Raw genomic sequence first — 22,235 nt, 5'->3', positions numbered from 1 at the left:
ATGCATAATGAACAAGATAAACAAGGTCAATGTGGCACGAGCCAATGCGGCTGTAACAGCCAGTCTGACGTGGTGAATACCTTCGAACCGCAAGTCAATCACGGTTTTGTGTTAACCGAACATGAGCGTGCGGAAATTGAAGGGGAAAAACACCACTATGAAGATGCACGCGCGGCTTCAATTGAAGCGCTGAAAATTGTGCAAAAAAATCGTGGCTGGGTCGAAGATGGCGCAATTCACGCTATCGCAGAAGTTCTCGGCATTCCTGCGAGTGATGTGGAAGGCGTGGCAACATTCTATAGCCAAATTTTCCGTCAACCAGTGGGTCGCCACATTATTCGTTATTGCGACAGTGTTGTTTGCCATATTACGGGCTACCAAGGCTTAGAAGCTGAAATTATTAAACAGCTGAGTATTCGCCCAGGTCAAACCACAGCTGATGGTCGCTTTACGCTGCTGCCAACCTGTTGCTTAGGTAATTGTGACAAGGGTCCAACGATGATGATCGATGACGATACCCACAGTCATGTGCAGCCTGAAAATATTCAAAAGCTACTGGAGCAGTATCCATGACAAACTTCTCCGCAAACCCTGTGATCCGTACCGCGGAAACTCATCCATTAACTTGGCGTCTACGCGATGACGCGCAGCCAGTCTGGTTAGATGAGTATCGCAGTAAAAACGGATACAAAGGTGTCGAACGTGCCCTTAAAGGCATGGCTCCTGATGAAGTGGTTAACCTTGTCAAAGACGCCGGACTGAAAGGTCGTGGTGGTGCAGGGTTCTCGACGGGTCTGAAGTGGAGCTTAATGCCGAAAGACGAAAACATGAAACTGCGTTACTTCTTATGTAATGCGGATGAAATGGAACCGGGCACTTACAAAGACCGTTTACTGATGGAACAACTGCCACACTTATTAGTGGAAGGGATGATTATCGGCGCTTATGCATTGAAAGCGTATCGTGGTTATATCTTCTTACGTGGCGAATATGTTGAAGCGGCTAAACATTTGCGTCGTGCCATCGAAGAAGCCAAAGCAGCGGGGCTATTAGGTAAAAATATTCTCGGTTCGGGCTTTGATTTTGAGCTATTCGTGCATACCGGTGCAGGTCGTTATATCTGCGGTGAAGAAACCGCATTGATTAACTCCCTTGAAGGTCGTCGTGCAAACCCACGCTCTAAACCACCATTCCCTGCAAGTTCAGGTGCATGGGGTAAACCGACCTGCGTTAATAACGTTGAAACTATCTGTAACGTGCCAGCAATTCTAGAGCACGGTGACCAGTGGTATATCGATTTAAGCGCGGGCAAAAGTAAAGATGCGGGCACTAAGCTGATGGGCTTCTCTGGACGCGTGAAAAATCCGGGTCTGTGGGAACTGCCATTTGGTACAACTGCACGTGAAGTCTTAGAAGACTACGCGGGCGGTATGCGTGATGGATTAAAACTCAAAGCATGGCAACCGGGTGGTGCAGGAACTGACTTCCTGACCAACGATCACCTCGATTTACCGATGGATTTCGAAAATATTGCAAAAGCAGGCAGTCGTTTAGGTACAGCGCTAGCGATGGCAGTCGATAACGAAATCAACATGGTTTCTTTAGTACGTAACTTAGAAACCTTCTTCGCGCGTGAATCCTGTGGTTGGTGTACACCGTGCCGTGATGGTCTGCCTTGGAGCGTAAAAATTCTACAGGCATTAGAAAAAGGTGAAGGTCAAGAAGGGGATATCGAAACTCTTGAACAACTTTGCCGTTTCTTAGGACCAGGCAAAACCTTCTGTGCACACGCACCGGGTGCGGTTGAGCCATTACAAAGCGCCATCAAATATTTCCGTGGAGAGTTCGAAGCGGGTATCTCGAAAAAAGATCTGCGCAACATCGTGCAGATTGCCGGGATCCAGCCAAACCTGCTCAAGCAGCGTTGGTAAGCATTTAGCGATTGAGCAACCGCTAAACGAATTTTTGACGAAGAACGTATTTATGTTTAACGCCTGCTAAAGCGGGCCTTTGGGAAGCATGCTGACTATGGCTACGATATATGTAGACGGCAAAGAATATGACGTAAACGGGTCTGAAAACCTGTTACAAGCCTGCTTATCGTTGGGGCTAGATATTCCTTATTTTTGCTGGCATCCGGCGCTGGGAAGCGTTGGCGCTTGCCGCCAGTGTGCGGTGAAGCAGTATCAAAACGCAGATGACACTCGTGGTCGTCTCGTGATGTCTTGTATGACACCGGCAACGGAAGGCACTTACATCTCAATCGATGATGAAGAAGCCAAACAATTCCGTGAAAGTGTTGTTGAATGGCTGATGACCAACCACCCACACGACTGCCCAGTCTGTGAGGAGGGTGGTAACTGCCACTTACAAGATATGACGGTGATGACTGGTCATACTATGCGTAAGTATCGTTTTACAAAACGCACGCACGTAAACCAAGATCTCGGTCCATTCATTAGTCATGAAATGAACCGTTGTATCGCGTGTTACCGTTGCGTTCGTTACTACAAAGATTATGCCGATGGCACCGATTTAGGTGTGTATGGCGCGCATAACTATGTCTACTTTGGTCGTACTGAAGACGGCACGCTGGAAAGTGAATTTTCCGGTAACCTCGTCGAAGTGTGCCCAACAGGGGTATTCACCGACAAAACGCATTCAGAACGCTATAACCGTAAATGGGATATGCAATTTGCACCGGGTATCTGCCAACAGTGCAGCATCGGTTGTAACACCAGCCCAGGTGAGCGTTATGGTGAACTGCGCCGTATTGAAAACCGTTATAACGGTTCTGTAAACCATTACTTCCTGTGTGACCGTGGTCGCTTCGGTTATGGTTACGTGAACCGTAAAGACCGTCCTCGCCAAGCGCTGTTAACCAAAGATGGCGTACAGCAGGTGGTTTCGGCGATTGAAGCAATGCAAAGTGGTGCACAGATCATCAATCAAGCGAAGAAAGTGATTGGTATCGGTTCTCCACGTGCTAGCGTCGAAAGCAACTATGCACTGCGTGCTTTAGTTGGCGCTGAAAACTTCTATTCCGGTATTTCTAAGGATGAACAGCGCCGCTTAGCGTTGATGCAAAACATTCTGCAAAACGGCGGTGTTTACACCCCAACATTGCGTGAAATCGAAGGCTATGATGCGGTATTAGTTCTGGGTGAAGATTTAACTCAGACAGGCGCCCGTATGGCATTATCTGTTCGCCAAGCGGTGAAAGGTAAAGCCCGTGAAATGGCAGCAGCACAGAAAGTCGCTGACTGGCAAATCGCAGCGATTCAAAACATTGGTCAACACGCCAAATATCCACTGTTTATCACTAACGTGGATGACACGCGTTTAGATGATGTAGCCGCATACAACTACCGTGCGCCAGTGACTGATCAAGCACGTTTCGGTTTTGCGATTGCTAACCTGATCAACGGTGACGCACCGGCGGTAAATGATTTACCGGCTGATGTGAAAGCGAAAGTAGAAACCGTAGCTCAAGCCTTAGCGGGTGCGAAAAAACCTCTGATTATCAGTGGTAGCCATAGCGCTAGCGATGCGGTGATCGAAGCCGCCGCTAACGTGGCATTTGCGCTGAAAGCGAAGGGTGCGAACGTCGGTCTGTCTTATGTCGCGTCTCATGCCAACAGCTTTGGTCTTGCGATGATGAACGCATTGCCATTAGAAAATGCGTTCTCACGCATTGAAGCTAATGAAGCGGATGTGGCTATCGTGATGGAAAATGACCTTTACCGTCATAGCACCGTGGATGCTGTCAATAGCGCATTAGCGAAATTGAAGCACCTGATCGTGGCAGACCACCAGCACACGGACATCATGGATAAAGCGACATTAGTCCTGCCAGCGGCAAGTTTTGCTGAAGCGGACGGTACGCTTATCAACCAAGAAGGTCGTGCTCAACGCTTCTTCCAAGTCTTTGACCCAACTTACTACGATAACAGCATCGTGATGAACGAAAGCTGGCGCTGGATGCATTCACTGCAAACTGAAGCGCAGCAACGTGATGCAGATTGGTCGCAATTAGACCACGTTATCGAAGAGTGTGTGGCAGCTCTGCCACAATTTGCGGGTATTAGAGATACGGCACCGAAAGCCTCTTTCCGCATTCGTGGGCAGAAACTGGCACGTGAACCTCATCGTTACAGCGGTCGTACGGCAATGCTGGCAGACAAATCGGTTCATGAACCGCGTCAACCGCAAGATATCGACTCACCATTTGCGTTCTCAATGGAAGGGAATAACCAACCGAAAGCGCCACGCCAGCAAATTCCATTTGCATGGGCACCGGGCTGGAACTCACCACAAGCATGGAACAAATTCCAAGCAGAGGTGGGCGGACACTTACTGTTTGGTGATCCGGGTGTGCGTTTATTCAATTCGAAAGAAAGCAAATTGGCGTACTTCACTGAGGTTCCGGCGGCTTACCAAAGCGGCGAAGCACAGTGGGTTGTGGCACCTTACTATCATCTATTTGGTAGTGATGAAACTTCACAACGTTCTGATGTGATCCAGCAACGTATGCCAGAGCCTTATATCATGTTGAACGCGCAAGATGCGGCGACACTCGGTCTAAATGCTGGCGTGAAAGCTGAATTTAGTCATGCAGGTCAAACCTTTAATCTGCCAGTGCGCATTAGTCAGCACCTTGCAGTGGGTCAAATCGGTTTACCTCTGGGTATGCCGGGAATTGCTCCGGTAATGGCGGGCGTGTCAGTGAATAATCTGCGGAGGGGCGCATGATGGATTGGATTTCTCCTGCGGTGATGGAAGTCCTGATTTCCATCCTTAAATCGGTTGTTATCTTGCTGGTTGTTGTGACCTGCGGGGCATACATGAGTCTCGGTGAACGCCGTATTCTCGGTCTATTCCAGAACCGTTACGGTCCTAACCGTGTGGGTCCATTTGGTATGGGACAACTGATTGCCGACATGTTCAAAATGCTGTTTAAAGAGGACTGGATCCCAGAGTTCGCGGACAAGAAAATCTTTACGCTTGCGCCGGTTATCGCATTTTGTTCTCTGTTCTTAGCATTTGCCATTGTGCCAGTCAGCCCGACTTGGCACGTCGCTGACTTGAACATCGGGATCTTATTCTTCCTGATGATGGCAGGTCTGGCAGTGTACGCGGTACTGTTCGCTGGTTGGTCAAGTAACAACAAATACTCCTTATTGGGTGCGATGCGTGCATCGGCTCAAACGGTGAGTTATGAAGTGTTCTTAGGCTTGTCACTGATGGGTGTGGTCGCGCAAGCGGGTTCATTCAACTTAATCGACATCGTGAATTCCCAAGAGGGTATGTGGAACGTGATCCCACAATTCTTTGGTTTTATCACGTTTGCGATTGCGGGTGTCGCGGTGTGTCACCGTCATCCATTTGACCAGCCAGAAGCGGAACAAGAGATTGCCGACGGTTACCACGTAGAATATTCCGGTATGAAATTCGGTCTGTTCTTCGTGGGTGAATATATCGGTATCGTGACCGTGTCCGCGCTGATTGTGACACTGTTCTTTGGTGGTTGGCATGGTCCATTCCTGCCTGCTTTCCTGTGGTTTGCGATTAAAACAGCCTTCTTCATGATGATGTTCATCTTGATCCGTGCTTCATTACCGCGCCCACGTTATGACCAAGTAATGTCCTTCGGCTGGAAAATTTGTCTGCCGCTGACACTGCTTAACCTGCTGGGTACCGCAGCAGTGATTTTATACAACGCTCAGTAAGGGGTGATTGAACCATGACATTAAAAGAGTTATTGGTCGGTTTCGCCACCCAAGTACGCAGTATTTGGATGGTGGGTCTACATGCGTTCGATAAACGGGAAACGCAAATGTACCCAGAAGAGCCGGTTTATCTGCCACCCCGTTACCGTGGGCGCATTGTGCTAACGCGCGATCCTGACGGTGAAGAGCGTTGTGTTGCGTGTAACTTATGTGCGGTTGCTTGCCCAGTGGGATGTATCTCACTGCAAAAAGCTGAGCACGAAGATGGACGCTGGTATCCCGAATTTTTCCGCGTGAACTTCTCTCGCTGCATTTTCTGTGGTCTGTGTGAAGAGGCTTGCCCAACCACGGCAATCCAATTGACACCAGATTTCGAAATGGCAGATTGGCGTCGTCAGGACCTGGTTTATGAGAAAAACGACCTGTTGATTTCAGGACCGGGTAAATATCCTGATTATAACTTTTACCGTAAATCAGGTATGGCGATCGCAGGCAAAGATAAAGGCGAAGCGGATAACGAAGCGAAACCTATCAACGTCAAAGACCTGTTGCCGTAAGGAGCGATATTCATGGAATTTACATTTTATATCGCCGGTCTAGTTGCTGTTCTAGCAACTTTGAGGGTGATTACTAATACCAATCCAGTGCATGCGCTACTGTATCTGGTGGTTTCTCTGTTGGCACTGTCAATGGTGTTCTTCTCGCTCGGGGCGTATTTTGCCGGAGCGTTGGAGATTATCGTTTACGCTGGCGCCATTATGGTTCTGTTTGTTTTCGTGGTGATGATGTTGAACTTAGGTCGCTCAGTACAAGAACAAGAGCGCGCTTGGTTAACACCGAAAACGTGGATTGGTCCCGCAGTGCTATCTGCCGTTTTACTGGGCATTTTAGTGTATGGGATCACCAGCCTTTCTCACCAAGAAAAAACGGAAGGTGTGATTATCACAGCGAAAGAAGTGGGTATCAGCTTGTTTGGTCCTTACGTCTTAGCCGTTGAATTAGCATCGTTATTATTGCTCGCGGGTCTGGTTGTTGCCTTCCACGTGGGTCGTGACCGTTCAGAAAACAGCGCTGATCTTGTCAGCAACAGCCGTAATGCGGGGGAGAAACAATGATACCTCTTCAACATGGTCTGATTTTAGCGGCAATTATCTTTGTAATGGGACTGAGCTGTCTTGTTATTCGCCGTAACCTGCTTTTCATGCTGATCGGACTGGAAATCATGGTGAACGCAACGGCATTAGCCTTTGTGGTCGCAGGCAGTTTTTGGGGGCAACCAGATGGTCAGATTATGTATATTCTGGCAATCACTCTGGCGGCAGCGGAGGCGAGTATTGGATTGGCGTTGTTACTGCAACTCCATCGTCATCGTCAAAACCTGAACATTGATAAAGTCAGTGAGATGCGCGAATGAACTTACTCTATTTAACGATTCTGTTCCCGCTGTTAGGGTCTGTGCTTCTCGCATTTTCCCGCGGTCGTTGGTCAGAAAATGTATCCGCGATTATCGGTGCAGGCTCAGTGGGTCTGGCCGCTCTAGTTGCATTTTATGCAGGCTCTGAATTTTTAGCCCAACCTGTTTTAGCTAATGGTGGATATGAGCCATACCCACAAATGTTATGGACTTGGATGTCTGTGGGTAATTTCACCATCCCATTTAGCCTGTCCCTTGATGGTCTTTCTCTGACCATGTTAGGTGTGGTAACGGGTGTGGGCTTCCTTATTCATGTGTATGCCTCTTGGTATATGCGTGGCGAGGAAGGTTACTCACGTTTCTTCACTTACACTAACCTGTTTATCGCGAGCATGGTGGTATTAGTGCTGGCTGATAACATGATGCTGATGTATCTCGGTTGGGAAGGGGTAGGGCTGTGCAGTTATCTGTTGATTGGTTTCTATTACACCAATCCAGAGAACGGCAAAGCGGCAATGAAAGCCTTCTTCGTGACCCGTATCGGTGACGTGTTCTTGGCTATCGGCATGTTTATCCTGTACAACGAATTGGGTACCTTAAACTTCAGCGAAATGGCACAACGTGCGACTCAGTTGTCTCCAGAAGGCTTATCGATGCTGAACTGGGCAACGCTGATGTTATTAGGCGGTGCGGTAGGTAAATCAGCTCAGCTGCCATTACAAACATGGTTAGCTGATGCGATGGCGGGTCCAACGCCAGTATCTGCGCTGATCCACGCCGCAACCATGGTTACTGCGGGTGTGTACTTAATCGCGCGTACTCATGGTCTGTTCCTATTAACCCCAGATATTCTGCATTTAGTGGGTGTTGTGGGTGCGGTAACATTGCTGTTTGCAGGTTTCGCAGCATTGGTTCAAACGGATATCAAACGTGTTCTTGCTTACTCTACTATGAGCCAGATTGGTTACATGTTCTTGGCTCTCGGTGTACAAGCATGGGATGCGGCAATTTTCCACTTAATGACACATGCCTTCTTCAAAGCGTTACTGTTCCTGTCCGCAGGTTCGGTGATCATCGCGTGTCATCACGAGCAAAACATCTTCAAAATGGGTGGGCTGCGTAAGCAAATTCCATTCGTTTATATTGTGATGTTAATCGGTGGTAGTGCATTGGCCGCGTTGCCTCTGTTTACTTCTGGCTTCTACAGTAAAGATGCCATCTTGTGGGGCGCGAAAGTGGATGGGCAAACTGTGCTGTTATGGGCGGGTATCATCGGTGCATTAATGACCGCAATTTACACCTTCCGTATGATTTTCATCGTCTTCCACGGTGAAGCCAAAATCAAAGCGCATAAAGTTAAAGGCATCACTCACACTGTACCACTGGCTATTTTGGCAATCCTTGCAACCTTCGTGGGTGCGATGATCCACCAGCCATTAGAGGGCGTATTCCCTGCAAAACCTATGGAAGCTGAAGACGGTAAACTGTTTATCGAAGCTATCTCGGGTGGTTTTGCTATCGCAGGTCTGTTGATTGCGACGTTCCTCTATCTGTTTAGACGTTCTATCGTTGATGCGATTGCGAAAACAGCAATTGGTCGTTTCTTCTCAACGTGGTGGTACCACGCATGGGGCTTCGACTGGTTGTATGATGTAATTTTTGTAAAACCTTTCAAAGGAATTGCATGGTTACTCGAAAGCGATCCGATTAACTCACTGATGAATATCCCTGCACATCTTTCACGTTGGGCAAACAAAGGGCTTGCAGTGAGTGAAAACGGTCAGATCCGTTGGTATGTTGCCTCTCTGGGGCTGGGTGCAGTGCTGATTCTTGCTCTGCTGCTTTTGGTTTAATTAAGGGACACATTGCGCCATGCAATTATATTGGCTAATACTTATTCCCTTTATCGGTGCCCTGCTAAGCTGGCAGGCCGACCGATTCAGTCACCGTGCACCTCGTTGGGTTGCGCTGGGGACAATGGGGATCACGCTTATCCTTGCGGTACTATTTTGGGCGCAAGGGGATTATTCGCTGGTTAACCCGCAAGGTATTCCAGAGTGGCAAAATACATACTCAAGGGAATGGATCCCTGCGCTAGGTATCAATTTCTCGTTAGCGGTTGATGGATTATCGCTGTTGATGGTGGTGTTAACCGCCATCATGGGCGCGTTTTCAATCCTCAGTTCGTGGAGCGAGCAGCAAGAGAACCAAGGTGCTTATCACTTTAACCTGTTATGGATTATTGCAGGTGTGATGGGGATCTTCACGGCGGTTGACCTGTTCTTATTCTTCTTCTTCTGGGAAATGATGTTGATCCCGATGTACTTCCTGATTGCGAATTGGGGACACAAAGGGTCAGGTAACCGCCAGCATGTTAAGGCAGCGACAAAATTCTTTATCTATACGCAAGTCAGCGGTTTGATCATGCTGGTGGCGATTATCGGCTTAGTTATCCTTCACTGGATTGCGTTCAATGAGCTGACATTCGACTATAACGCGTTGCTAGGTACTGAAAGTGCGTTGTCAGGTACGGCGGGCTTCTTGCTGATGCTGGGCTTCTTTATTGCTTTCGCAGTAAAAATGCCACTAGTGCCATTCCATGGGTGGATGGCAGATACCCAAGAACAGTCGCCAACGGCGGGTTCTGTCGATATCTCCGGTATCATGCTGAAAACAGCCGCATACGGTTTGTTACGTTTTGTACTGCCATTGTTCCCTGAAGCTTCACTGCAATTTACACCAGTGGCAATGACGCTGGGTGTGATCAGTATCTTCTACGGTGCATGGTTAGCATTCAAACAGACGGATATTAAACGTTTAGCGGCGTACAGTAGCTTATCGCACATGGGCTTTGTGACCGTGGCTATCTATGCAGCATCGACACTGGCCTATCAAGGTGCTGTGGTGCAAATGATCACTAACGGTCTGTCGGGTGCGGCGCTGATTATTATCAGTGGTCAGCTGTACGAACGTACTCAGACTCGTGATATGCGCATGATGGGTGGATTATGGAAACGCATCAAATGGTTACCGGGTTTATCCCTGTTCTTTGCCGCAGCAACCTTAGGTATGCCGGGCACAGGTAACTTTATCGGCGAATTCATGATCTTCTTCGGTAGCTTCAGCCAATTCACATTAGTGACCTGCATTATGGTGTTTGGTGTGGTGTTTGCCTCTATCTATGCACTATGGATGATGCAGCAGACTTACTACGGAACGCCGAAATCAGAGACTGAACTGAAAGGGCTAACGGCTCGTGAGTTTGGTGTTTTACTGGTTCTGGCGGCTTTATTGGTTATCATTGGTTTCTACCCACAACCTATCTTAGATACGTCTGCGGGTTCGATGGAAACACTGCATAACCTGTATTCTGCTTCACTTTCAACACAAGGGTAGTAATTCGCCATGACAATAACAACTTTAGAATTGTTAGCAATGCTGCCGTTAATCCTTTCTGGATTGACTGCAGTGATTGTGATGCTGTCAATTGCGTGGCGGCGAGATCATTTAACCAGTGCCGGAATAACGGTTGTTGGCTTTCTCCTGACATTTGTTTCACTGATTTGGGTTAACGGCTATGCCATTCCTACATCAGTGGGCGAAGAAGCATTACTACCAAGAGCAGTGACTTCATTGCTGTTAGTTGATGGTTTTGCACTGTTCTACTCAGGACTGGTTCTGATCGCAGGTATGGGTACCGCTATTTTTGCTTATCATTGGCTAGAAGGCTTTAATGATAACAAAGAAGAGTTTTACCTCTTATTGAGCATTGCGGTGACGGGTGGTGTTCTACTGGGAATGTCGAACCATATGGCTTCGATGTTCATCGGTATTGAATTGATCTCTATTCCACTATTTGGCCTGGTGGCTTATACCTTTGAACGTAGCCGTACTTTAGAAGCGGGTATCAAGTATATGGTGTTATCCGCAGCAGCGTCGTCATTCCTGCTGTTTGGTATCGCTTTATTATACGCAGAATCAGGTAGCTTAAGCTTCAGCGTCGTCGGTCAAAGTTTAGCGAATAGCAGCATTCACGCGCCACTGATTTTAGTTGGTTTAGGTATGATGATTGTGGGCTTTGGCTTTAAATTATCGTTGTTCCCATTCCAATTATGGACCCCAGACGTTTATCAAGGTGCACCTGCACCCGTTGCCGCTTTCTTAGCAACGGGCAGTAAAATCGCTATCTTTGCGGTGTTGGTTCGCATCTTCTTAGAAGCACCAATTACGCATGTTGATGGCATCGCACAAACAGATACATTATTAGCAGTTGTTGGTGTGATTGCGATTGCGTCAATCTTGTTTGGTAACTTGCTGGCATTGACTCAGAAGAGTGCGAAACGTCTGCTTGGTTACTCATCTATCGCTCATATGGGGTACTTACTGGTTACGTTAGTGGCAATGCGTGTTGATGCTCAATTGGCACAAGTCACCATTGCTATCTACCTGGTGAGCTATTTGTTAGCGAGCTTGGGTGCGTTTGGTGTGGTTAGCGTAATTTCTAGCCCATACCGTGGTGATGACCAAGATGATTTCAGTGCATTCCGCGGCTTATTCTGGCACAAGCCAGTCTTGGCGATGGTGATGACGGTGATGATGTTATCTCTAGCGGGTATTCCTATTACGCTTGGGTTCATTGGTAAGTTCTATGCCATCCTTTCGGCCGTATACGCACAATTGTGGTGGCTGACAGGGGCTGTGGTGGTAGGTAGTGCACTTGGATTGTTCTACTACTTGCGCTTTATGGCGAGCTTATATAGCCGTGATGCAGAACATGCAGACCGCTATACTGGACCAGAAAAAATGACGTTGGGAACTGTGTTTGCAGCGCTGTGTGCGATAGCGGTTATTGTGTTTGGTCTGTGGCCACAACCGATTATTGATATTGCAACATCAACACTGCCAGCACTTAGCTAAGTTTTAGTAAACAGCTAGGTTTAGTCAACAAGTCAGTTCCGATAAAATCCCCGTTACTTAACAGTAACGGGGATTTTTTTAATCTGGTAATTGTCGTTGATATTGGTACTCAATATCGTTCAAATAGGTCATTAGCATTTGGCTAACGGTTTTAATTTGATCGAAATTCAAACACTCCTCTGAGACTTTTTCACTCATAAAACCGCACCAAGACTCCCAATAAGATTTTAAAGCGCCGGCTTGAGTGATAATGGTCTGTTTATGGGTTTCTATCTGATTAATATCATTGGCATAGCTCATGAGCTGCGAGAGTCGAAATATATTATTATCTATCGTATTTATTTCTTCACGCGCCTCAATAATTTGGTCACTGATATAGATCCTTACATCAACAAGTTGACTAAACTCGAGCCCATCATCCACCATCGTTAATAAATTACGAATATAACTAATAGCCGCTTTCAGAATGTCTTTTTTATTGGGTTGGATATCAATAGAATCAATAAGCTCTTTCCCTTGAAAATATCGGTCAAAGAAATCTGTAATTTTATGCTTTAATATAATATCTTCTGCTGCGAGGATCACAGAGAGATTGTTATTTAATTCATTAATCTTAGATTGCTTACTATTTTTAGAGTTAACAAGAAATTCTTTTTGTTTGGTATATTGAGAATGCTTCAGTTTGTTAGGTTCATTTAGATGAAAAACTAATAATGATTCTAATGTATAGCGTGTTTTTGAAATAAGCTTTTCAAGTTCAAATTTGACATCCATTAAGTCATCGACAAAGCCTGTAATTGCAATTTTTCGGCGAATATCAGATAGATCATCATCATCATTATTTTCATATGTCAGCAATGCATAATCATCATTTTTAATAATATAGTTCAATTTGATTTTTAGAATGGGAACAGAGTTTCTAATCAGTTCATTGAGTCTTTCAATCTTAATTGCAATTTTTTGAATGCGACCATAAATAATATAGTCGTAGTTAAGAATATTTTTATTAAAAGAGCTAATGCTATTTGAAATACACCTTAATTGGTAGATATCAATGGAGGGTAACATAGGTAATTCGAGGTTATCATGCATATTAACGCCTTTTATTGTGAGTTTTTTTCATTGATTTGTAGCTCATCAAATAGCTTAATCAAATGAACTGAATAATCTTGAATAGAAGTCCAAGATGTGATGATACGTTTGAATTGCGTGATAAACCGGATCAGTTTTTCTGCATTGTTTATCCTTGCAAATATATCAATAGATTGTTTAATCTCTGTGAGGATTACGAGCCACATATAATCTAAGTGGTCAATAGCTAGACGTGCATCTTTAAATAAACTTTCAATTTTTTGTAAATTAATTTGAATATCAAAGATAGTTTTCTGTAATAGCTGTTCTTGATGTAACTTATGATTTATTCCTTCGATTTCTTTGATTAATTTATTTTTCCTATCACGGATATTTTCTGCTTTTACACCAAAAATACTGCCTGTAATCACTAAACCAATAATGCCCCCCGCAAGACCTGTAAAGCAAAGCTTAACAAAGTGGCTATATTCCTGCTCTAATTGGTATAGTTCGTTTTTCTTAAAGGCGATAAGCTCTTTATAAAATGACTCGTTATTGCTGGGATCCTCGTTAGATTCTAATTGTTGATATAGTCCTTTTATTGTGAAGAGTAATGAATCTACATGGGTGTAGTCTGAAAGATATCCACCGGTAATATGCGCACGAAAATCTGAGACTGTGTTTTTAATTTTAATGGTTTTAATCGATTGCTGTTTTATATCTCCTTTAATTAACTGCAAAATACTTAAAAGTTCAGTGGCAATTTGTTGGTCGTCATTTTGATAGGTGATTTGGTTTAAGTCGCTTTCAGATAAATCCTCTAAGCTATCTGAGATTTTTTGAATAATCGGCATGTGATTAATATATTCAAGAATTTGATCACCAGTTTGTATGATGTTACGACTTGTTAATGACAAATCAATGGATTGCTCTTTCACTTTGAGTTCAACGTTATCCCAGGTGTTAGCGTGTTTACGAATACTCAGAATCGTCTCAGTTAATTCACTAGCTGGTAGTAATGAATCATTTTTATCATTAATTCCGAACCATTTTAAAATATCAATTTCTTTGATAGGAAGGGTTAGCGCAAACTGGACGTGTCGGTGAATATTAATTAAATCTTCGAGGGTGAATATACCCGCTGATCTTGCGGATAAGGAGTCTTGATTGGTTAGCAATGCCAATGTTGCATCACCAATATTTTCCTTTTCAATAATTCTGTCATAGTTAGACTGAGTATTCATTCTGGATTTCCAATTAATTAAATGAAGGTGGAATGATAAAATTAGATAGCTAATTATCTTGTTGCTTTGATGATTAATTTATTTTTTACTTTTCGTTTTTAATAGTAATAAATAAGGGGCTTGTAACGTTCAAATTTATAACTCATAACCTACTAGAAACGCAGGGCTTATGTTGATATTAAAAAATGAAAATCAGCGCTAAAAAATAACTCATTGGTTGTAGTTTTAAATATTCATTTATTACATAAATTACAATTTTAAAATTTAGATATAGGATCATCACTGAGTTCTTAAGCTGAATATTATGATTTCAAATAATAAGTAATTAATCTTAATTAGGATTCAATATCTAGAACTAATTAAAGAATAAAAGTGGTTTATAAGGTGAATTATTGAAATTTTATATTTTACTCATAAGTTGATCGTGGAGTTATACAAATAAGAAGGGTGAGAGACTTTATTTAACAGTTTGATATGACATGATTTTGAAAATGCCCCCATGTCGTAAGCTTATCATTTTTGATTTCTATCTGACGGTTTTTTAAACATCTTGTGCTATTAATAATGAATGTATTAATAAATTACATTGCGATATATAATAATTGTAAGTAAATCGATGTCGTTGTGATGGTGCAGTGGGAATCTAAAGTGACAAAAACAAAAATTGATAAATTATTAGCTGAAATTCTGACCCATTTGTCTACATTAGTACTCAATCCTAACGAATATACCCGCTTAGCGTGGAAGATGGATGCAAAAGAGGCGTTTCCTGGATTAGCGTGGTTATCGTCCCAAGATAGCTACCCTCAATTCTATTGGTATCACCGTACTGGCTCAGAGGAATGTAGTGCGTTAGGCACAGTAAAATCATTTAATGCTATCATGGATGCTGAGCGATTTATCTCCGAGCATACTGAAATCCCTGATATGCGATTATGGGGCCTCAATGGTTGGAATGGTGTGGGCGAAGGTATCAGTGAAACCCTTAAGCGAGAATCCGCATTCTATTTTCTACCTCGATTAGAAATCTTCCGCTTGCGCTCAACGGTGACTGTTGCTCTAAATATTGATGGTGCACAGGATCTCCAAGCCGCTATTGCTTTTGTACAGCAGTTAAATTCGGTATCGAATAGCGTATCCCCATTATCCACTCAAATCATTGGGCAGCAGCATATTCCCGATCATGATGAATGGTGTGCGTTACTCACTGGGGCAATTCACGATATGCGTGCAGGTAAAATGGAGAAAGTGGTGATGGCACGGGAAACCAAATTGTCACTATCTAAGCCCATAACTGCGGCAGAGTTTTTATCTGCTAGCCAAAAAGTGAATCACCATTGCTACCATTTTATGATGGCGTTTAGTGCGCACTCCGGCTTTATGTCATCGACCCCAGAGCGCCTTTACTTGCGCCAAGGCACTCAACTTAATTCTGAAGCACTAGCCGGTACGGTTGCTAACCATGTTGATGATGGGGTTGCGGCTGAAAATGCCAAATGGTTAATGGAAGACAGTAAAAACCAGCATGAAAATTTAGTGGTGGTTGATGATATTTGTCAGCAATTACAAGGTGCGGTAACGGGTATTGATGTCTCCCCCGCGAAGGTGATCCGCCTGAGAAAAATCCAACATTTATATCGCTCCATTGCCGCGACCCTATTAGCGCCCTCAGACAGCGATTGTTTGCAACGTTTACAACCGACGGCAGCGGTATGCGGCTTACCCCGTCGCGTTGCTCGTGAATTCCTTGCCGAGCACGAGCCATTTTCTCGTGGTTGGTATGCAGGAACGGGTGGCTTTGTCAGTTTAAATCGCAGTGAATTTGCGGTTTCTCTGCGCTGCGCTCAAATTGATGGTACCCAGATATCCCTCTATTCAGGCGCAGGGATTGTGAGTGGTTCAGATCCTGAACAAGAGTGGGAAGAAATTGAAAACAAAGCGGCTGGGCTGAAATCCTTACTTAAAACGCAATGAAAAATAGCCTAAAAACCCTATAGCTAAAATGGTTATTTCTTTTTTATTTTCAATTAGTTCATGAAAAATTGTTTTGAGATCAAGAAATTTTTCTCAATCCTATTACACTCAGCATCATGAATAATTTACCGAGCACATTATGTCGAATTCAGCATTTAATCTCCGTTGGGCTGAGGTAATTATTGAGGCGCTAGCCCGTCACGGAATGAAAAATATCTGCATAGCTCCCGGCTCTCGCTCCACGCCGTTAACGTTAGCCGCTGTGAATAATGCAAAACTTCATTGCCATACGCACTTTGATGAGCGCGGATTAGGTCATCTTGCTCTTGGGCTTGCGAAAGCGAGTGGAGAACCTGTTGGCGTGATTGTCACCTCAGGGACGGCAGTCGCTAACCTTTATCCCTCACTGATAGAAGCTGGATTAACGGGGGAAAAAGTCATTTTCCTCACGGCAGACAGACCGCCAGAATTAATTGACTGCGGTGCCAATCAGGCTATCCGCCAAACCCATATTTTTGCTAGCCATCCGTTCGAAAGTTTAATGCTACCAAGACCCACGCGCGATATTTCAGCGAAGTGGCTGGTTTCTGCGCTAGATAACGGGATGAATCAGCTGCGTCATGGGGCATTCCATGTGAACTGTCCTTTTGCTGAACCGCTGTATGGTGAAACTGAAGGGGAAACCGAGTGGCAAGCCAGTTTAGGTAATTGGTGGCAATCATCTCACCCGTGGCTAAGCGAACCTCTAACCCATACTGTCGCATTAGTGGCTGACTGGTATTTCTGGCGTCAGAAAAAAGGGGTCGTGATCGCAGGGCGTATGAGCAGCAATGATGGCGAGCTTGTTGCAAAATGGGCGGCAGAACTAGGCTGGCCAGTTATCGGTGATGTGCTCTCTCAGACTGGACAACCTTATCCATGTGCTGATTTATGGTTACAACATCCGAACGCTAAAGCCTGGTTAGATGAAGCAGAATTAGTGGTTCAGTTTGGCTCCAGCATAACAGGAAAACGCGCATTACAGTGGCAAAGCCAGTGTCATCCTCAAGAGTATTGGATAATTGATACTATTCCCGGGCGTTTAGATCCTGCCAACCATCAGGGTCGTAAGCTCACTTGCAGCGTAAAAGGGTGGATAGAGCAACATCCTGCTCAACCGCGCGGTGCATGGTGCGAAGGCTTAACGGACTTAACAAATCGTACCTTGCAACATGTTCAAACCCAGCTGCAAAACCAATTTTCTGAAGCTGCGGTAGCGCATCAACTCCCTGAACTTCTCCCGCCTCGCGGACAACTTTTCGTGGGGAATAGCTTAATTGTGCGTTTAATTGATGCACTGGCTCAATTGCCTGCGGGTTACCCGGTATTTAGTAACCGTGGCGCCAGTGGTATCGACGGGTTGATCTCGACGATGGCTGGTGTACAGAGAGCGACAGCAAAACCGACACTCGGTATCGTCGGGGATATATCCGCATTGTATGATTTGAACAGTTTGGCATTGTTGCGCGAACCTTCTGCTCCTAGTGTGTTGATTATTGTGAACAATAATGGCGGGCAAATTTTCTCGATGCTGCCAACCTCCCCAGAAGCTCGCCAAAACTATTATTGCATGCCACAAAATGTAAGCTTTGAAGGTGCGGCGATGATGTTTGGTCTGCAATACTGCGCGCCAACAGATTGGTCGAGCTTAAAAGAGACAGTGCAAGAATTCTGGTTCAAGCAACGCGGTACACTGCTGATTGAGTTAGTGGTTGATGGGGATGAAGGTGCTCGAACACTAAAACAATTACTGCAAGACGTGGAAAGTTTACCGTGCTAGCGGCGCACTATTATCCGAGTCAGGAACAACCTGCCAACGGCAAAAAAACACCGTGGCTAGTTTTCCTTCATGGCTTATTAGGGAGTCACGATGATTGGTCATCGATTGTTGAGGCTTGCCCCAATTATCCGCGCTTAGTGGTCGATTTGCCGGGGCATGGTGATTCACGCAATATCGGCTGCCAAGGTTTTGTTGATTTTGATACGCAACTGACTCAGTTGTTGGCGCGTTACTCTGTTTCGCAATATGTGTTGATTGGCTATTCGCTCGGCGCCCGCTTAGCGATGCACTTTGCCTGCTTTAGCACTCATCAAGGGCTACAAGGGTTGGTGATTGAAGGGGGCAACGTTGGTTTACAGAGTGAACAAGAACGTATTGCGAGAGCTGATAACGACCATCGCTGGGCAGAACGTTTTCGACATCAACCAATCGAACAGGTTTTGAATGATTGGTATCAACAAGCGGTTTTTGCCGACCTTACATCGGCTCAGCGTGAAAAATTGGTAGCACTCCGAGGTCAAAATAACCCATTGGCCGTTGCCGATATGCTAGAAAATACGTCGCTATCCAAACAACCATTTTTAGCTGAGTCATTAAAGCAATTATCGGTCCCTTACTGTTATTTTTGCGGTGAGAAAGACCAAAAATTTCGAGGCGTTTCGCAACAATATGCATTGCCGTTTACGCTAATTGATAATGCAGGGCATAATGCGCATCGGGAAAATCCCCAACATTATGCAGCTGCACTTCACTATTTTTTATCACACTGTGGTTAAAGGAACTTGATAATGATTTATCCAAGCGAAGAAAAACTGTACGCACCGATTGAGTGGCAAGATTGCTCAGCAGGTTTTGACGATATTCGATATCACAAATCCCCTGAAGGGATTGCTAAAATTACCATTAACCGCCCTGAAGTGCGCAATGCATTCCGTCCGCAAACCGTAAAAGAGATGATCCAAGCATTATCAGACGCGCGTTATGACGACCATATCGGGACTATCATCCTAACGGGTGAAGGTGAAAAAGCGTTCTGTGCTGGTGGTGACCAGAAAATTCGTGGCGACTACGGCGGGTATCGCGATGAAAGCGGTACGCACCATCTGAACGTATTGGATTTCCAACGTCAAATTCGTACCTGTCCAAAACCTGTTGTTGCAATGGTTGCCGGTTTCTCCATCGGTGGCGGTCACGTTTTACATATGATGTGTGACTTAACCATCGCAGCCGATAACGCGATTTTCGGTCAAACGGGTCCTAAAGTTGGCTCGTTTGATGGCGGCTGGGGCGCATCTTATATGGCGCGTATCGTCGGTCAAAAGAAAGCCCGCGAAATTTGGTTCCTGTGCCGTCAGTACAATGCGCAAGAAGCGTTAGACATGGGTCTGGTAAACACCGTTGTACCTTATGCTGACTTAGAAAAAGAAACAGTACGCTGGTGCCGTGAAATGCTGGAAAACAGCCCAATGGCATTACGTTGCTTGAAAGCGGCACTGAACGCTGACTGTGATGGTCAAGCGGGTCTGCAAGAATTAGCGGGTAACGCAACGATGCTGTTCTATATGACCGATGAAGGTCAAGAAGGGCGTAACGCATTCAACGAAAAGCGTGCGCCAGATTTTTCTAAATATAAGCGTAATCCATAATGAGAAAAGCCAAACTTTACTCGTTCAGCCTGCCGATGGAGGCAGGCGTTATCCTTCGCTATCAACGACTAAAAACCCGTGATGGGCTTTTGGTTTGTTTACAAGATGGGGATAGCGAAGGCTGGGGGGAAATTTCACCTCTGCCAGAATTTAGCCGTGAAACGTTGGAAGAAGCAACAGCCGACACCATCGCATGGCTAAATGAATGGGTGAATGAAGGCACAATGACGCCAAGCCATTTACCTTCAGTTGCCTTTGGCTGTAGCTGTGCATTAGCAGAGCTGACCGGTGAACTTCCACAACAAGCTAATTATCGTAAAGCGCCATTATGCAGCGGTGACCCTGATGACCTAATCCTAAGCCTCGATGCCATGGAAGGGGAAAAAGTCGCCAAAGTGAAAGTGGGGCTTTATGAAGCTGTGCGTGATGGCATGGTGGCAAACTTATTATTGGAAGCGGTGCCTGAGCTAAAACTGCGCTTAGATGCTAACCGCAGCTGGACCCGAGCAAAAGCAGATGGTTTCGCTAAATATGTGAATCCAGATTACCGTGCACGAATTGCGTTCCTTGAAGAGCCATGCAAAACCCGTGAGGAGTCTTTGCAATTTTCTGCGGATACTGGCATCGCCATCGCATGGGATGAAAGTGTGCGCGAAGATGACTTCAAAGTAGAAGCGCAACCGGGTGTGGCGGCTATTATCATTAAACCGACCTTAACGGGCAGCTTGAGTTATTGCCGCAGTTTGGTGGAGCAAGCTCATCAGTTAGGGATGCAGGCTGTGATCAGCTCATCCATCGAAAGCAGCTTTGGTTTAACCCAATTAGCGCGGGTCGCAAATTGGCTAACGCCGAATACCATTCCAGGTTTAGATACGGTTTCACTGATCCAATCTCAATTGGTGAGACCTTGGCCACAATGCCAAATTCCTGTTCAACAGTTAGATGAGCTGACAGTTGTATGGCAGAGTTAGCATCATCGTCTAGCCGCTTTACCGACTGGCCTTGGCAGCATTGGGCCAGTCTTCAACCAAATAACATTGCACTTTTTACGGATACTGATGCGGTAACGTGGGCGGCATTAAATCAGCAGATTGCCGATTTAGTCACTTACTTTGCGATGCAAGGCGTGCAAGAAGGGCAATGTGTCGCTTTGCGCGGTAAAAACTCCGTTGAACTGCTACTCAGTCAATTGGCGTTGCTAGCTTGTGGGGCGAAAGTCTTGCCTATCAATCCTCGCCTTCCTGAACGGTTATTAGATGAATTACTGCCACATCTTGATATTAGCGCAGTGATTGATTTTACCGATGAACAAAACGCGCTCGCGAATTATCGTCATTTGGACCACCAGCTTTATTATCATTTTATTGAATATGACGATTTTCCTTCGGTAAGCTTTCAGAAAATTGCTGAGCAACCTGCAACGTTAATTTTAACCTCAGGTTCTACGGGGTTACCTAAAGCGGCTGTACACAGTATTTCGGCGCATTTGAACAGTGCGGCTGGCGTGTTGGATGCCATGAATTATCAGCAAGAGGATTGCTGGCTACTTTCATTGCCATTATTTCACGTTTCAGGGCAAGGAATTGTATGGCGTTGGTTACTGAGCGGTGCAAAACTCGCCATTCGTTCTACACCATTGCCCGAAGCATTACAGGGTGTCACCCATGCATCATTAGTGCCGACTCAACTATGGCGGTTACTGAATGACGAGATGCCGTTAAATCTTTCGTTAAAAGAAGTCTTGTTGGGGGGGGCTATGATCCCAACCAGTTTAACGGAGCTAGCCGAGCAACGTGGTATTGTATGTTGGAGTGGTTATGGGATGACAGAAATGGCGTCAACCGTGTGTGCCAAACGTACAGATGGTAAGAAAGGTGTAGGGCTTCCATTAGCGGGTAAACAAGTACGGCTGGTGGATGATGAAATTCAAATTCAGTCGGACAGCCAATCTTTAGGGTATTGGTTTGATGGGCAATTACATCCTTTAAATTTAGTGGATGGATGGTTTAAAACCAATGACAAAGGTGCCTTTATTGAGGGTGAATATCAGGTTTTAGGTCGTTTGGATAATCTATTCATTAGTGGCGGGGAGTGTGTGCAGCCTGAAGATATTGAAGCGGTGATCAATGCTCATCCTGGTGTGCACCAAAGCTTTATTGTTCCTGTTGATGATGTGCAATTTGGACAGCGCCCAGTGGCAGTGATTGACGCGGATGAATCAATGAATTTGAACATGTTGGCTGATTGGCTAAAAGATAAATTAGCCCCGTATCAATTCCCCATGGCGTTTTATCACCTAGAACCTGAATTGAAAGCGGGGGGAATTAAAGTTTCTCGCCAGCAGGTGAAGCGATGGGTGTTAACACAAAGATAGTGATGAACTAAACGCGGAATGAATTAAGGAATAAATAAAAAGCGCTA

At 45.2% G+C, this 22,235-nt stretch carries 18 protein-coding genes; 16 read left to right on the top strand and 2 right to left on the bottom strand.

Features of this window, described 5'->3' with window-relative positions; genetic code table 11:
* The 10 genes from nuoE (at window position 1) to nuoN (ending at window position 12,060) form a co-directional block, all read left to right on the top strand.
* On the top strand, window positions 1-573 hold the full coding sequence (gene nuoE, locus ACIH2S_RS12160; protein ID WP_230082422.1) for an NADH-quinone oxidoreductase subunit NuoE: 573 nt from the start codon (window positions 1-3) through the stop codon (window positions 571-573).
* The gene (gene nuoF, locus ACIH2S_RS12155; RefSeq protein WP_036952742.1) at window positions 570-1,931 is read left to right on the top strand and encodes an NADH-quinone oxidoreductase subunit NuoF; all 1,362 of its coding nucleotides are present in this window, start codon (window positions 570-572) and stop codon (window positions 1,929-1,931) included. The genes nuoE and nuoF overlap by 4 nt, the downstream gene beginning before the upstream one ends.
* 88 nt (window positions 1,932-2,019) lie before the next feature.
* On the top strand, window positions 2,020-4,752 hold the full coding sequence (gene nuoG, locus ACIH2S_RS12150; protein ID WP_108478586.1) for an NADH-quinone oxidoreductase subunit NuoG: 2,733 nt from the start codon (window positions 2,020-2,022) through the stop codon (window positions 4,750-4,752).
* Window positions 4,752-5,729, top strand: coding sequence for an NADH-quinone oxidoreductase subunit NuoH (gene nuoH, locus ACIH2S_RS12145; RefSeq protein ID WP_036952747.1), 978 nt, complete (start codon window positions 4,752-4,754; stop codon window positions 5,727-5,729). Before nuoG ends, nuoH begins: the two co-directional genes overlap by 1 nt.
* A gap of 14 nt (window positions 5,730-5,743) precedes the next feature.
* Window positions 5,744-6,286: an NADH-quinone oxidoreductase subunit NuoI gene (gene nuoI, locus ACIH2S_RS12140; protein WP_004259834.1), complete on the top strand. Its 543-nt coding sequence runs from the start codon at window positions 5,744-5,746 to the stop codon at window positions 6,284-6,286.
* Between the two features lie 12 nt (window positions 6,287-6,298).
* A complete protein-coding gene (gene nuoJ / locus ACIH2S_RS12135; RefSeq protein WP_036952750.1) occupies window positions 6,299-6,844 on the top strand; it encodes an NADH-quinone oxidoreductase subunit J in 546 nt (181 codons plus the stop codon).
* A complete protein-coding gene (gene nuoK, locus ACIH2S_RS12130; protein ID WP_006660292.1) occupies window positions 6,841-7,143 on the top strand; it encodes an NADH-quinone oxidoreductase subunit NuoK in 303 nt (100 codons plus the stop codon). Before nuoJ ends, nuoK begins: the two co-directional genes overlap by 4 nt.
* Window positions 7,140-8,996, top strand: coding sequence for an NADH-quinone oxidoreductase subunit L (gene nuoL / locus ACIH2S_RS12125; protein ID WP_036952752.1), 1,857 nt, complete (start codon window positions 7,140-7,142; stop codon window positions 8,994-8,996). Before nuoK ends, nuoL begins: the two co-directional genes overlap by 4 nt.
* A gap of 19 nt (window positions 8,997-9,015) precedes the next feature.
* Window positions 9,016-10,539, top strand: coding sequence for an NADH-quinone oxidoreductase subunit M (nuoM, locus tag ACIH2S_RS12120; protein WP_036952755.1), 1,524 nt, complete (start codon window positions 9,016-9,018; stop codon window positions 10,537-10,539).
* A gap of 9 nt (window positions 10,540-10,548) precedes the next feature.
* Window positions 10,549-12,060, top strand: a complete 1,512-nt coding sequence (nuoN, locus tag ACIH2S_RS12115) for an NADH-quinone oxidoreductase subunit NuoN (protein ID WP_036952758.1) — start codon at window positions 10,549-10,551, stop codon at window positions 12,058-12,060.
* 78 nt (window positions 12,061-12,138) lie between these two features.
* Here the strand turns inward: nuoN and ACIH2S_RS12110 are convergent, their stop codons facing one another.
* Both ACIH2S_RS12110 and ACIH2S_RS12105 read right to left on the bottom strand, forming a co-directional pair.
* Complete coding sequence (locus tag ACIH2S_RS12110; protein ID WP_430247500.1) at window positions 12,139-13,152, bottom strand: alpha-xenorhabdolysin family binary toxin subunit B; 1,014 nt, start codon at window positions 13,150-13,152, stop codon at window positions 12,139-12,141.
* 11 nt (window positions 13,153-13,163) lie between these two features.
* On the bottom strand, window positions 13,164-14,375 hold the full coding sequence (locus ACIH2S_RS12105) for an alpha-xenorhabdolysin family binary toxin subunit A (RefSeq protein WP_108478589.1): 1,212 nt from the start codon (window positions 14,373-14,375) through the stop codon (window positions 13,164-13,166).
* 648 nt (window positions 14,376-15,023) lie between these two features.
* On the opposite strand from ACIH2S_RS12105, the gene ACIH2S_RS12100 reads away from it, so the two are divergent.
* From ACIH2S_RS12100 to menE, 6 genes are all read left to right on the top strand, one after another.
* Complete coding sequence (locus tag ACIH2S_RS12100; protein WP_272533491.1) at window positions 15,024-16,349, top strand: isochorismate synthase; 1,326 nt, start codon at window positions 15,024-15,026, stop codon at window positions 16,347-16,349.
* Between the two features lie 139 nt (window positions 16,350-16,488).
* Window positions 16,489-18,168 carry a 2-succinyl-5-enolpyruvyl-6-hydroxy-3-cyclohexene-1-carboxylic-acid synthase gene (gene menD, locus ACIH2S_RS12095; protein WP_108478590.1) on the top strand — a complete coding sequence of 560 codons (1,680 nt, stop codon included), beginning with the start codon at window positions 16,489-16,491 and terminating at the stop codon, window positions 18,166-18,168.
* The gene (gene menH / locus ACIH2S_RS12090; RefSeq protein WP_036952772.1) at window positions 18,162-18,944 is read left to right on the top strand and encodes a 2-succinyl-6-hydroxy-2,4-cyclohexadiene-1-carboxylate synthase; all 783 of its coding nucleotides are present in this window, start codon (window positions 18,162-18,164) and stop codon (window positions 18,942-18,944) included. The genes menD and menH overlap by 7 nt, the downstream gene beginning before the upstream one ends.
* 12 nt (window positions 18,945-18,956) lie before the next feature.
* Entirely contained in the window at window positions 18,957-19,814 is an 858-nt protein-coding gene (gene menB / locus ACIH2S_RS12085; RefSeq protein WP_036952775.1) for a 1,4-dihydroxy-2-naphthoyl-CoA synthase, read from the top strand.
* Window positions 19,814-20,785 (top strand): o-succinylbenzoate synthase, encoded by a 972-nt coding sequence (gene menC / locus ACIH2S_RS12080; protein ID WP_154609455.1) that lies wholly within the window; start codon window positions 19,814-19,816, stop codon window positions 20,783-20,785. Before menB ends, menC begins: the two co-directional genes overlap by 1 nt.
* A complete protein-coding gene (menE, locus tag ACIH2S_RS12075; protein WP_108478592.1) occupies window positions 20,773-22,188 on the top strand; it encodes an o-succinylbenzoate--CoA ligase in 1,416 nt (471 codons plus the stop codon). The genes menC and menE overlap by 13 nt, the downstream gene beginning before the upstream one ends.
* Window positions 22,189-22,235: the final 47 nt, after the last annotated feature.

This window comes from Providencia lanzhouensis, assembly GCF_050469745.1.
GTDB lineage: Bacteria > Pseudomonadota > Gammaproteobacteria > Enterobacterales > Enterobacteriaceae > Providencia > Providencia lanzhouensis.
Note: the sequence above shows the minus strand (reverse complement) of the source record. Positions and strands in the feature narration are given on the sequence as shown.

Coding starts and splice junctions, on each gene's coding strand:
- nuoE (WP_230082422.1), top strand. CDS start 1: ATGCATAATGAACAAGATAAACAAGGTCAATGTGGCACGAGCCAATGC.
- nuoF (WP_036952742.1), top strand. CDS start 570: ATGACAAACTTCTCCGCAAACCCTGTGATCCGTACCGCGGAAACTCAT.
- nuoG (WP_108478586.1), top strand. CDS start 2,020: ATGCTGACTATGGCTACGATATATGTAGACGGCAAAGAATATGACGTA.
- nuoH (WP_036952747.1), top strand. CDS start 4,752: ATGGATTGGATTTCTCCTGCGGTGATGGAAGTCCTGATTTCCATCCTT.
- nuoI (WP_004259834.1), top strand. CDS start 5,744: ATGACATTAAAAGAGTTATTGGTCGGTTTCGCCACCCAAGTACGCAGT.
- nuoJ (WP_036952750.1), top strand. CDS start 6,299: ATGGAATTTACATTTTATATCGCCGGTCTAGTTGCTGTTCTAGCAACT.
- nuoK (WP_006660292.1), top strand. CDS start 6,841: ATGATACCTCTTCAACATGGTCTGATTTTAGCGGCAATTATCTTTGTA.
- nuoL (WP_036952752.1), top strand. CDS start 7,140: ATGAACTTACTCTATTTAACGATTCTGTTCCCGCTGTTAGGGTCTGTG.
- nuoM (WP_036952755.1), top strand. CDS start 9,016: ATGCAATTATATTGGCTAATACTTATTCCCTTTATCGGTGCCCTGCTA.
- nuoN (WP_036952758.1), top strand. CDS start 10,549: ATGACAATAACAACTTTAGAATTGTTAGCAATGCTGCCGTTAATCCTT.
- ACIH2S_RS12110 (WP_430247500.1), bottom strand. CDS start 13,152: ATGCATGATAACCTCGAATTACCTATGTTACCCTCCATTGATATCTAC.
- ACIH2S_RS12105 (WP_108478589.1), bottom strand. CDS start 14,375: ATGAATACTCAGTCTAACTATGACAGAATTATTGAAAAGGAAAATATT.
- menD (WP_108478590.1), top strand. CDS start 16,489: ATGTCGAATTCAGCATTTAATCTCCGTTGGGCTGAGGTAATTATTGAG.
- menB (WP_036952775.1), top strand. CDS start 18,957: ATGATTTATCCAAGCGAAGAAAAACTGTACGCACCGATTGAGTGGCAA.
- menC (WP_154609455.1), top strand. CDS start 19,814: ATGAGAAAAGCCAAACTTTACTCGTTCAGCCTGCCGATGGAGGCAGGC.
- menE (WP_108478592.1), top strand. CDS start 20,773: ATGGCAGAGTTAGCATCATCGTCTAGCCGCTTTACCGACTGGCCTTGG.